We start from the raw sequence: 11,601 nt of genomic DNA on the forward strand, positions 1-11,601 counted from the left end.
GTACGCCGCCCGCGACCGCCCTCGGTGCGGCACCATGTCCGGGTGAGCGGTCCCCACCTCCGTGCCTCCGAGCAACCCGAGCCCCTGCTCGTGAGGTCGCCGCTCGGCCAGGACCTGGTCGCAGCCGTGGTGGGGCTCGCGACCGCCGCCGGACTGGTCTGGCTGGTCGCCGGTGGCTGGTTGACCGCGACCGGCAGCCCGCGGGCGGGTGCGGGTGTGGTCGCTGCCGTGGTCGCCGCTGCCCTCGCCGGCCCGGCCGGCGCCTGGTTCCTGGTGCGGGCGCTGCTGCGGCTGCCGCTGCTCCGGGTCGACGAGCGCGGCATCACCACGACCTGGACCTGGGACGCCACCGGCCTCGTCCCGTGGGAGGAGGTGACCCGGATCAGGCTCGGCAGCGAGCACGTCGTCGTCCGGGTGCGCGACCCCGAGGCGGTCCTGCGGCGGGTGCCGTCCCACCGACGCGGCTCGCTGCGCCTTCGGCAGCGACGCCACGGCAGCCCGGTGACGCTCCAGCTCGGGCCGCTGCGACCACGGGTCAGCCAGACCGTGGCCCTGCTGCACCACTGGCGCAGCCACGCCGCCTGGGCCCGCCGCAGTCGGTCGGGCTGACCTAGCCGGCCGGCACGCCCAGCGCGAGGTCCACGGCGTCGTCGAGCAGCATCCGCCAGGTGCGTACCCGGGTGGCGTCGACCGACGCGCGGTTCCACGAGCCGCCCTCACGGGCCGAGGCCCCGACGGCGAAGCGGCGTACGCCGGCACGCGCGAGCCACGGCACCAGCGCCGGCGTCAGGCCGCCACCGGCGACCACGAGCGGGGCGAGCGAGGGGTCGGTGTGGAGCCGGGCCAGCAGCTCCTCGGCGCCGTGGTCGAGCCCGCGGGTGGACCCGGCGGTGACCACGCCGTCGAGCCCGGGCAGGTGGCGCACGTCGCGCCAGGCGGTGCGCTGCTCCAGGGTCGCGTCGAAGCCGTCGAACAGCCACGGCACGTGGCCGAGCTCGCGCGACATCTCCGCACAGGAGGCACCGTCGACCTCGAGGTCACGGTCGAGGAAGCCGAAGGCGAGGCCGGCGGCCCCGAGCTCGAGGTACGTCGCCCCGAGCGCCACCAACCGGTGGAAGGGCAGCTCGTCGTGGCGCAGCACCACCCACACGGGCAGGTCGGTCTCGCGCACGACGGTCGAGAGCAGGGCCGGCTCGGGCGAGTGGTGGCCCTGGTCAGGGGCCCCGCCAGGGAACGAGCCGAGCAGCAGCCGGTCGGCGCCACCGGCCTGGGCGGGCGCCGCGTCGCGTCCGCGCGTGACGACGACGTCGAGGCGTGCGGGGTCAGGGGTCACAATGGTCATCGTGACATCCCCCGACCCCGTCATGGCGGCACGCGCCCTGGTGTTGCACGACCTGGAGGCCAGCGGGGTGGCCGACGCGGCCTCGGTGTCTCTCCTCGAGTCCGCCCTCGCCGACCGGGGGTGGTGGCTCGAGCAGTGGGCCGAGGGCCGCGACTTCGTCGTCGGCCTGGTGGCGCAGGACGTGCAGGACGCGCTGCTCGACTCCCGCGGCCGGTGGCCGCTGTGCCACTGGTGCGACCACGCCGACCCCCACCCGGTCCACGTGCAGCCCGACCTCGGCGGCCCCGAGCCGACCTGGGTCTGCGAGGTCTCCCAGACCGCCGTGGCCCCCGTGGGCGAGCTGCCCACGACCCGGGCGGGCTAGCGCGAGGCGGGTCGGGTTCCCCCTTGTAAATCGGGGTTATGGACGCTCATCAGGCGTTGATCCGGCACGAAGGAGTCCACAGACCCGCGGTAGATCCTGTTCAGAGGCGCGGGCGGGCCACGCGCATCCTGCGGACCCCGCGGCGTACCCAGCATGGGTCTTGGCGAGGGTTGTGGACGGTTCGGGACCGGCACAGCCCGTGGAGCGTCCATCACCCGATCTACATGCCGTACGACGCGCCGCCGCGCCCCCCGCCGCCTCTCAGCGCAGGTGCTCGGGCCGGAGCACCGGCACCCACAGCGTGTAGCGGTCGGCGCGGTAGACGCTGCGCGTCACCTCGACGACGTTCTCGCGGCAGAACGCCCGCCGTGAGATGTGCAGCACCGGCGCGCCGGGCTCGAGCTCGAGGTGCTCGGTCTCGTCCTCGGTGGCGATGCCCGCCAGCACCGAGTCCTCGCCCCAGGTGGGCATCAGGTCGCGCATGGCGAACCAGAAGTAGAGGCTGCTGGGCAGGGCCTCGTCGAGGAAGGTCGGGAACAGGTCGAGCGAGAGGTAGACGTGCTGGATCGCCATCGGCACGCCGTCGGCGAGGCGGAGCCGCTGCCAGTGGACGATCGAGGACCCCTCCTCGATCTCCAGCGCGCGGGCCACGCCGGGGCCGGCGCTCTCGCGCCGGGCGAGGAGGGTCTTGGACTCCGGCTTCTTGCCGCGCCGCTCCATCTCCTCGGTGTACGCCGAGAGCCGCATCTGCATGTCGATCAGCGGCTTGGTCACGAAGGTGCCGCGGCCGGCCACCCGCTCGAGCAGCCCCTGGGCCACGAGCGCGTCGATGGCGTGCCGCACGGTCATCCGGGCGACCCCGAACTGCTCGGCCAGGTCGCGCTCCGAGGGGGCGGGCGTGCCCGGCTCGGCGCTGACGATCACCGACCTGACGTACTCGCGGACGAGCACGTGCTTGCGGCCACGACGGCCCCCGCCGCGCGTCGAGCGCTCCTCTGTCACGTCGGTGACTCCTTCTCCGGGTCGGTCCAGCGTGCCACCCGAGCAACCTAGCCGGGGTCGGTGCCGCCGTGGGCGCTCGGGCCCGAAAATCTTGGTCCGGACGGGGTGATCGGCGTCATCACTCGTGGGACACCGCGTCGAGGACGTCCAGCCGCGCGGCCCGGCGGGCCGGCAGCACCGCGGCGACCAGGCCGATGACGACCGCGGCGAGCAGGTAGCCCGCCAGGCTCCACCAGGGCACCCGGGTCACCTCCAGGCCCTCGTCGCGCAGCGACTGCATCAGCGCCAGCCCGAAGACCAGGCCGAGGCCCAGCCCGAGGAGCGCCCCCAGCACCGCGATCGCCACCGACTCCAGCCCGATCATCCGCCGCAGCTGCCGACGGTCGACACCGATGGCGCGCAGCAGGCCGATCTCGCGGGTGCGCTCGACCACCGACAGGCCCAGGGTGTTCACGACCCCCAGCACGGCGATCACCAGCGCCAGGCCGAGCAGGGCGTAGATCATCAGCACCAGCCGGTCGATCGGCTCGCGCTGCTCCGCGGCGTACTCCACCTGGTCCTTGACGGTGAGGATCGGCAGGTCGGCGGTGACGTCCTCGATGCCGGTCTTGACGGCGGCGGCGTCCGCTCCCGGGGCGACGGCGACCAGCAGCGCGGAGTCCTCCGGCGGGTAGCCGCCCTCGCGCAGCACCTGCAGCGTCGTCAGGTAGCCCGCGACGGTCGCGTCGTGGATGCCCACGACCCGGAGCTCGCGCGGGCCGCTGGGGAAGCGGAAGGTGACCTCGTCGCCGACCGCCAGGCCCTCCTCGCGCGCCCTCTCCTCGCCCACCAGCAGGGTGTCGCCGCGCAGGTCCGCGAGCGACCCGGCGACCAGGTCGAGCCGCAGCACGTCGGGCAGCGTGCGCGGGTCGGCGGCGGTCAGGAAGGCGCGGCCCTCGTCGGTGCGGCTCTCCGCGGTCCGCAGCCGGGTCACCGACCCGACGCCCTCGACCCCCTCGACGCGCGAGGCCACCTCGGCGCTGAACGGCTGGCCCACCGCGTTGCTGACCACGACGTCGCCGAGGAAGCTGCGGGCCACGGTGCGGTCGACGCTGGCCCCGGCCGAGCTGCCCGCCACCGACATCGTGGTGACCAGGGTCAGCCCGATCATCAGCGCCGACGCGGTGGCGGCGGTGCGGCGCGGGTTGCGCAGCGCGTTCTCGCCGGCCAGGCGACCGACCGTCCCGAAGCCCCGGGTGTACGCCGCGCCCACGACGCGCAGGAACGGCCGGGCGAGCACCGGGCTGGCCGCGGCGACCCCGAGGATCGCCAGCAGCGCCCCGACCCCGACCCAGTAGCCGGGCTGCGACACCGCGGCCAGCAGGCCGACCGCCCCGAGGGCCGCTCCGGCCAGCACCAGCAGCAGCCCGGCCCAGCCGCGCAGCCGCAGCGTCGACTCCGGCATCGCCACGTCGTCGCGCAGTGCGGCGACCGGGGCGATCCGCGCCGAGCGACGGGCGGGGAGGTACGCCGCGACGACGGTGACCAGCACCCCGACGCCGAGGGCGGCGACCGGCGTACGCGTCTCCACGACCAGGGGCTGCGAGCTGAGGTCGAGCCCCAGCCGGGAGAACAGCGCCTGGATGCCGAGCGCCAGGAGCACGCCGAGACCCAGCCCCACCGCGCTGCCGAGCAGCCCGACCACCAGCGCCTCGAAGAGCACCGACCGGGTGACCTGGCCGCGCGAGGCGCCCAGGGCGCGCAGCAGCGCCAGCTCGCGGCTGCGCTGCGCCACCAGCATCGAGAAGGTGTTGACGATGAGGAACGAGCCGACCACCAGCGCGATCCCGGCGAAGACGAGCAGGAACACCGTGAGGAACGAGATCGCCTCCAGCAGCCCGCTGGCGGAGGCGGCCGCGGCCCTCTCCCCGGTCTGGGCGGTGAGCCCGTCGGGGAGCACCCGCGCCACCTGCGCGCGCAGCTCGTCCTGGCTCACCCCGGGACGTGCGGTGACCCATACGCTGGTGAAGACGTCGCGGTCCTCGAGGAAGAGCCGCTGGGTGGTCGCCGTGTCGAACAGGGCCACGCTGGCCCCGTTGAGCGAACCACCGTCGGGGAAGCCGGCCAGCCCGACCAGCGTCGGGGTGAGCAGCGCCCGCTCGCCGACGCTGACCAGCCGGACGCGGTCGCCGAGCGCGTAGCCGGCCCGGCGGGCGGTAGCGGTGTCGACGGCCACCTCCTGCTCCCCGCGGGGGGAGCGTCCCCGGAGCACCTGCAGCGGCTCGACGCCGCCGGCGGCCGGGGCCGTGGAGTCGTTGCGCCAGATGCCGGGGGCGCCCTGGCCGCCGACCACCCGGCCGTTGGCGCCGACCACGAAGACGCCCGAGCCCGAGGCCCGGCCGTCGGCGCGGGCGGCCCCCGGGAGCGCGGCCAGGTCGGCGACCACGCCGGCGGGCACGGTGAGCGTCGTACGGTCCGAGCCGCTGCTGGCCGCGCCGGTGGGCTGCACGACGACGTCGCCGACCGAGCTGTCGAAGATGGAGGTGAAGCTGCGGTCGAGGGTGTCGGTGAAGATCAGCGTGCCGGCGACGAAGGCGACGCCGAGCACGATGGCGAGCGTGCTGGTCAGCAGCCGGAGCCGGCGTCCGAGCAGGCTCCGCCACGCGGCGCGCAGCACGGTCAGGCGCCCCGCTCGTGGTCGGCCATCCGCGCCAGCACCGTCTCGCGCGTGGGCGAGCGCAGCTCGCCGGCGACGCGGCCGTCGGCGAGGAAGACCACCCGGTCGGTCCACGCGGCGGCGACCGGGTCGTGGGTGACCATGACGATCGACTGGCCGAACTCGTCGACGGCCCGCCGCAGCAGGGCCAGCACCTCCGCGCCCGACCGGGAGTCCAGGTTGCCGGTCGGCTCGTCGGCGAACACCACGGTGGGCCGGCTCATCAGCGCCCGGGCCACGGCCACCCGCTGCTGCTGGCCGCCGGAGAGCTGCTGCGGCCGGTGGGAGAGCCGGTCGGCGATCCCGACGGCGTCGACCACGAGGTCCCACCAGGCGGGGTCGGGACGACGGCCCGCGATGGCGAGGGGCAGCGCGACGTTCTCCTCGGCCGACAGCGTCGGGACCAGGTTGAAGGACTGGAACACGAAGCCGATCCGGTCGCGGCGCAACCGCGTCAGGCGGGCGTCGTCGAGCCGCGCGAGGTCGTCGTCGCCCAGCAGCACCTGGCCCGACGTGGGGGTGTCCAGCGCCGCGCAGCAGTGCATCAGGGTCGACTTGCCCGAGCCGGAGGGACCCATCACGGCCGTGAACTCGGCCCCACCGAGGTCCAGGCTCACCCCGTCGAGCGCACGGACCTCGCCGGCGCCCGTGCCGTAGACCTTGGTCAGGTCGCGGACCACCACCACCGGCGCCACCGGACCCGCCCGGACCGCGCCCACCTCCCCCGCCACCATGCGGTCCAGTCTGCCCCGGTGCGCCACGCCGGGCCCGGGGCGTGTCCCGCGCGTGGCCCCGCAGGCGCGCGGGTGCGCCCGGGTTGGGTCGCTGGCTAGGGTCGGGGTAGCCGCATCCCACCCAGGAGCTCTGCCCCGTGACCGTGCGACCCGCGTCCACCTCGACGGCCGTCCCCGACGACGTCGTCCTGCTCGACGACGACGGCACCCCCACCGGCACCGCGCCCCGGCTGGCCGTGCACGACACCGACACGCCGCTGCACCTCGCCTTCTCGCTGCACCTGCTCGACCCCGAGGGCCGCACGCTGCTCACCCGGCGCGCGCTGCCCAAGCGCACCTGGCCCGGCGTCTGGACCAACTCCTGCTGCGGCCACCCCCGGCCCGGCGAGTCCCCCGCGGCCGCGTCCCGCCGCCGCGTCGCCGAGGAGCTCGGCGTCGACGTGGGCGAGCCGACGCTGGTGCTGCCCGACTTCCGCTACCGCGCCGTCGACGCCGGCGGCGTGGTGGAGAACGAGATCTGCCCGGTCCACGCCGTGGCCGTCGAGCCCGACCTCGCGCTGCGGCCCGACCCGGCCGAGGTGGCCGAGACCGCCTGGGTGCCGTGGGCCGACCTGCACGAGGCCGTGACCCGCACCCCGATGGTCTTCAGCCCCTGGATGGTGCTGCAGGTCCGCGCCCTGGGTCCCGACCTCCCGCTGCCCGCGACCCGCGAGGGCGGCCCGCGACCGTGAACGCCGCCCTGGCGCCCGTCCCGCAGCCGGTCCACGACGCGGAGGCCTCGCTGCAGGCCGTCGAGACGCTGCTCCACCAGCGGCTGGCGGCGCTGCGCGAGGAGTGGCACGCCGGCGCGGAGGCACGCGACACGGTGCTCGGCGACCACGACGTGCCCGACCTGCTGAGCGACCTGGTGGTGGCCGGCGGCAAGCGGTTCCGGCCGCTGCTGTGCCACTGGGGCTGGGTGGCCGTGCCCGAGGCCGCACCGGGCACCCACGACGACATGGTCGCGGTGGGCGCGGCGCTGGAGCTGCTGCACGCCTTCGCCCTGGCGCAGGACGACGTGATGGACCGGTCGGGCACCCGGCGCGGCCGCCCGGCGGTCCATGTGCTCGCCACCGAGCGCCACCGGGCGGCGCACGGCCACGACGACGCCGAGCGCTACGGCGACTCGATCGCGGTGCTGGCGGGCGACCTCGGTCACGCGGAGGCCGACGACCTCGTGGGCGAGCTGCCGTCCGACGTACGCCGGCTGTGGCGACGCACCTGCGTGGAGCTGGTGCGCGGCCAGGCCCGTGACCTCGCCGACGCCGCCCGCGGCGGCGACGGCGACGCGCTGCGCCGGGCGCTCGAGGTGGCCCGCGCCAAGTCCGGCGCCTACACGATCCAGCGGCCCGTCGAGCTCGGCGCCACCGTCGCCGGCGCCGATGCCGCGACCCTGGAGCCGCTGGGCGACTACGGCCGCCACCTCGGCGAGGCGTTCGCGCTGCGCGACGACCTGCTCGGCGTCTGGGGCAGCCCCGAGGCCACCGGCAAGCCGGTCGGCGACGACCTGCGCCTGGGCAAGTCCACCGTCCTGCTCGCCCTCGCCGAGCAGCGCCTCGGCGGCACCGGAGCCGCCGCACTGCGACGCGTGCGCCGCCAGACCCACGACGAGGCCGACGTCGTCACCCTCGCCGAGGCGATGGTGGCGGACGGCGTCCGCGACGAGGTGGAGGAGATGGTCGAGCAGCGCGTCGACCGCTCCCTCGCCGCCCTCGACCACCACCGGCTCAGCGACGAGGGTGTCGCCGGGCTGGCCGAGGTCGCCCGCCGTGTCGCCTGGCGACAGCGGTGAGCGCCACCCCCCACCCCCCTGAGGACTCCCCATGAGCACTGTCGTCGTCATCGGAGCCGGTCTCGCCGGACTCGCCACCGCCTGCCACCTCGTCGGCAGCGGCCACGAGGTCGTCGTCGTCGAGCGCGGCACCATCCCGGGCGGTCGCGCCGGCCGCATCGAGCGCGACGGCTTCACCTTCGACACCGGCCCGACCGTGATGACCATGCCCGGGCTGCTCGAGGACGCCACCCGTGCCGCCGGCAGCGACCTGTCCGACGTGATCACGCTGCGCCAGCTCGACCCGGCGTACCGTGCCCGCTTCGCCGACGGCAGCGAGATCCACGTCCGCGCCGGCCACGAGGCGATGCGCGCCGAGATCGAGCGCACCTGCGGCAGCAAGGACGCCGTGGCCTTCGACGGCTTCGTCGACTGGCTGCAGCGGCTCTACGCGATCGAGATGCCGCACTTCATCGACACCAACTTCGACTCCCCGCTCGACCTGCTGCGCAACCCCGGCGCGGCGGCGCGCCTGGTCGCGATGGGCGGCTTCGGCAAGCTCGGCCCGGCCGTGCGCCGGCGCTTCTCCGACGAGCGGCTGCGACGGCTGTTCACGTTCCAGGCGATGTACGCCGGCCTGCCGCCCAGCTCCGCGCTGAGCCTGTACGCCGTGATCACCTACATGGACTGCATCGAGGGCGTCTACTTCCCCGAGGGCGGCATGAGCGAGGTGCCGCGCTCGCTGGAGCGGGCCGCCACCCGCGGCGGCGTCGACCTGCGCTACGGGCAGACCGTGACCCGGATCCTGCGCCGCGGCGTCGACGGCGGCGTGGCCGGTGTGGAGGTCGACGGGGGTGAGCAGCTGCGCGCCGACGCCGTGGTCTGCACGCTCGACCTGCCCGTCGCCTACGAGCGGCTGCTGCCCGACCTGCGCCCGGGGCGCGTCGTGCGGGGCGGCACCTACTCCCCCTCCGCGGTGGTCTGGCACGTCGGCGCCCGCGGCCAGGTCGCGCCCGGCACCGACCACCACAACATCCACTTCGGCGAGGCCTGGGACAGCTCCTTCGACGCGCTGATCAACCAGGGCCGGCTGATGCCCGACCCGTCACGGCTGGTCACGGTGCCCTCGCTCAGCGACCCCTCGCTGGCCGCGCCCGGCGGCACCACGATGTACGTCCTGGAGCCGGTGCCCAACCTCGCCGGCAAGGTCGACTGGTCGGCGCAGCGGGCGCCGATGCGCGACTCGCTGCTGCGCTTCCTGGAGACCGAGGGCTACCCCACCGACATCGTGGCCGAGGAGCTCGTCGACCCGCTCGACTGGCAGGCCGACGGCATGGCCCAGGGCACGCCGTTCGCGCTGGCCCACACCTTCGCCCAGACCGGCCCGTTCCGGCCGCCCAACGTGGAGAAGCGGGTGCCCGGGCTGTTCTTCGCCGGCTCCGGCACCACCCCCGGGGTGGGCGTCCCGATGGTGCTGGTCTCGGGCAAGCTCGCGGCGCAGCGCGCCACGGCGTACCTCCCGACGACGCGGCGCCAGGCGGTGGTGGCCTCGTGACCCTGCTCGACCCGACGCTCGAGGTCGGCTACCGCCAGGCGGCCGACCTGACCCGCAAGCACGGCACGACGTACTTCTGGGGCGCGGCGCTGCTGCCCGCCGCCCAGCGCCGCCACGTGCACGCCGTCTACGCGCTGTGCCGGCTCGCCGACGACATCGTCGACGACGCCGTGGCGCTGGGCCGCGACACCGCGCAGACCCGCGCCGAGCTGGCGTCCTTCCGGGCCCGCTTCACCGAGGCCGTGGCCACCGGCGGCAGCCCCGACCCGGTGCTGGCCGCGGTGGCCCGCAGCGTCGAGGAGTGCGGCATCGACCCCGGCTGCTTCGACCGGTTCTTCGACGCCATGGCGCAGGACCTCGACACCAGCAGCTACCGCAGCTGGGAGGACCTGCTCGGCTACATGGACGGCTCGGCGGCCGTCATCGGCGAGATGATGCTCCCGGTGCTGCAGCCGCGCAGCACGGCGGCCTTCGAGCCCGCCCGCGCTCTGGGCCTGGCCTTCCAGCTCACCAACTTCCTGCGCGACGTCGCCGAGGACCTCGACCGCGGCCGGGTCTACCTGCCCCAGGAGGACCTCGAGCGGTTCGGCGCCGACCCCGCCGCCCGCACCGTCACCGAGGACTGGCGCCGGCTGATGCGCTTCGAGATCGAGCGCAACCGCGAGCTGTACGTCGAGGCCGACCGCGGCCTGGCCCACCTCACCGGTGCCGCCGAGCGCTGCGTGCGCACCGCCCGGGTCCTCTACTCCGGCATCCTCGACAAGATCGAGGAGTCCGACTACGACGTGTTCAGCCAGCGGGCCCGGGTGCCCACCTGGCGCAAGGCCGGCACCGCCGCGCGCACCGTCGTCGCCCGGCGCCCCGCGGCGCCGGCGCCCTCCCCCGCAGCACCCGCGGCCCCGGCGGCCCCGGCGCGGTCGCGGGTGCCGGTCGAGCTGCGCCGGATGCCGCCGCGCGACCGGCTGGCCCCCAGCTGGCGCGACGCGTCCCCGCGGCGCATCGCTCGCTCGCTCGACGCCGCGCTCGCCCGGGACCCCGGCGGCTGGTACGTCGTCGGCGCCAGCGACGACCTGCACGACCGCTCGATCGTGCGCATGCTCGGCGGGCGCGAGGTCACCCTGTGGCGCTCCTCGACCGGGGTCGTCGCCGGCCCCGGCAGCTGCCCCCACCTCGGCGCGCTGCTGGAGGACTGCGAGGTGCTCGGCGACCAGCTGCACTGCCGGTGGCACGGCCTGGCGATCGGTGCCGACGGGGCGCCCGGCTGGACGCCGTACACCGCCCACGACGACGGCGTGCTGCTCTGGGTCCGGCTGCCGACCCAGGGCGAGACCCCGCTGCCCCGACCGCGCCTGACCGCGCGCCCCGAGACCTTCGACTCGGTCGCCGCCGTGATCGAGGTCGAGGGCGTCTGCGAGCCGCGCGACATCATCGCCAACCGGCTCGACCCCTGGCACGGCTCGTGGTTCCACCCCTACTCCTTCAGCCACCTCGCGGTGGTCGAGGAGCTCAGCGACGACCATGTGCTGACCGTCGACGTCACCTTCCGGCTCAGCCGCACCTGGGGGGTGCCGGTCCGCGCGGAGTTCGCCTGCCCCGACGCCCGCACCATCGTCATGACCATCACCGAGGGCGAGGGCGCCGGCAGCGTGGTCGAGACCCACGCGACCCCGCTCGGCCCGGGCCCCGACGGCCGGCCGCGCACGATGATGACCGAGGCCACCATCGCCACCTCCGACCGCGCTGGCTTCGCCGTCGCCCGCCACCTCGCCCCGGCGCTGCGCCCCGCGATGCGCAAGGTCGCCCGACGCCTCTGGGTCGACGACCTCACCTACGCCGAGCGCTCCTACGAGCTGCGTCGTCGCGGCGAGCACTACGGCATCTGACCCGCGGCTCGGGTCGTTGTGGCTTGCGGTCGGGAGCCGGTCATCGGGCGCGGTGTACGGCATGTAAATCGGGGTTATGGACGCTCCACACGGGTCCTGACAGCGTGAAACCGTCCACAACCCTCCCCCAGAGCTTCACGGCGTACGCCGCGGGCCAACCGACGGCCCGACCGCGACTACCGCGGGTCTGTGGACGCTCCGGGGCCGGAACAGCGC

At 75.3% G+C, this 11,601-nt stretch carries 10 protein-coding genes; 6 read left to right on the plus strand and 4 right to left on the minus strand.

Annotation, left to right across the window (positions count from 1 at the left end; translation table 11 throughout):
* Window positions 1-42: 42 nt before the first annotated feature.
* Window positions 43-609 carry an STM3941 family protein gene (locus EDD33_RS15440; RefSeq protein WP_123391883.1) on the plus strand — a complete coding sequence of 189 codons (567 nt, stop codon included), beginning with the start codon at window positions 43-45 and terminating at the stop codon, window positions 607-609.
* 1 nt (window position 610) lies between these two features.
* Here EDD33_RS15440 and EDD33_RS15445 read toward each other — a convergent pair whose 3' ends face one another.
* A complete protein-coding gene (locus EDD33_RS15445) occupies window positions 611-1,342 on the minus strand; it encodes a copper homeostasis protein CutC (protein WP_170169843.1) in 732 nt (243 codons plus the stop codon).
* Between the two features lies 1 nt (window position 1,343).
* Between EDD33_RS15445 and EDD33_RS15450 the strand changes: the two genes are divergently transcribed.
* Complete coding sequence (locus tag EDD33_RS15450; protein ID WP_235562023.1) at window positions 1,344-1,706, plus strand: hypothetical protein; 363 nt, start codon at window positions 1,344-1,346, stop codon at window positions 1,704-1,706.
* Window positions 1,707-1,967: 261 nt separating this feature from the next.
* On the opposite strand, the gene EDD33_RS15455 is transcribed toward EDD33_RS15450, so the two are convergent.
* From EDD33_RS15455 to EDD33_RS15465, 3 genes are all read right to left on the minus strand, one after another.
* The gene (locus EDD33_RS15455) at window positions 1,968-2,708 is read right to left on the minus strand and encodes a GntR family transcriptional regulator (protein ID WP_123391885.1); all 741 of its coding nucleotides are present in this window, start codon (window positions 2,706-2,708) and stop codon (window positions 1,968-1,970) included.
* Between the two features lie 118 nt (window positions 2,709-2,826).
* A complete protein-coding gene (locus EDD33_RS15460) occupies window positions 2,827-5,364 on the minus strand; it encodes an ABC transporter permease (protein ID WP_123391886.1) in 2,538 nt (845 codons plus the stop codon).
* Window positions 5,365-5,366: 2 nt separating this feature from the next.
* A complete protein-coding gene (locus EDD33_RS15465) occupies window positions 5,367-6,137 on the minus strand; it encodes an ABC transporter ATP-binding protein (RefSeq protein ID WP_123391887.1) in 771 nt (256 codons plus the stop codon).
* 137 nt (window positions 6,138-6,274) lie between these two features.
* Here EDD33_RS15465 and idi point away from each other — a divergent pair, with 137 nt between their 5' ends.
* The 4 genes from idi to EDD33_RS20370 are packed head-to-tail and all read left to right on the plus strand — an operon-like array spanning window position 6,275 to window position 11,385.
* A complete protein-coding gene (idi, locus tag EDD33_RS15470) occupies window positions 6,275-6,868 on the plus strand; it encodes an isopentenyl-diphosphate Delta-isomerase (protein ID WP_211332566.1) in 594 nt (197 codons plus the stop codon).
* Complete coding sequence (locus tag EDD33_RS15475; RefSeq protein ID WP_170169844.1) at window positions 6,865-7,968, plus strand: polyprenyl synthetase family protein; 1,104 nt, start codon at window positions 6,865-6,867, stop codon at window positions 7,966-7,968. Before idi ends, EDD33_RS15475 begins: the two co-directional genes overlap by 4 nt.
* A 31-nt stretch (window positions 7,969-7,999) precedes the next feature.
* A complete protein-coding gene (locus tag EDD33_RS15480; protein WP_123391890.1) occupies window positions 8,000-9,502 on the plus strand; it encodes a phytoene desaturase family protein in 1,503 nt (500 codons plus the stop codon).
* Window positions 9,499-11,385 carry a DUF5914 domain-containing protein gene (locus tag EDD33_RS20370; RefSeq protein WP_211332567.1) on the plus strand — a complete coding sequence of 629 codons (1,887 nt, stop codon included), beginning with the start codon at window positions 9,499-9,501 and terminating at the stop codon, window positions 11,383-11,385. Before EDD33_RS15480 ends, EDD33_RS20370 begins: the two co-directional genes overlap by 4 nt.
* The last annotated feature ends 216 nt before the right edge of the window (window positions 11,386-11,601 follow it).

Origin of the sequence: Nocardioides aurantiacus (assembly GCF_003752505.1) — a bacterium.
In the GTDB taxonomy this organism is placed as follows: Bacteria; Actinomycetota; Actinomycetes; order Propionibacteriales; family Nocardioidaceae; genus Marmoricola; species Marmoricola aurantiacus.

Coding starts and splice junctions, on each gene's coding strand:
- EDD33_RS15480 (WP_123391890.1), top strand. CDS start 8,000: ATGAGCACTGTCGTCGTCATCGGAGCCGGTCTCGCCGGACTCGCCACC.
- EDD33_RS15465 (WP_123391887.1), bottom strand. CDS start 6,137: ATGGTGGCGGGGGAGGTGGGCGCGGTCCGGGCGGGTCCGGTGGCGCCG.
- EDD33_RS15445 (WP_170169843.1), bottom strand. CDS start 1,342: ATGACCATTGTGACCCCTGACCCCGCACGCCTCGACGTCGTCGTCACG.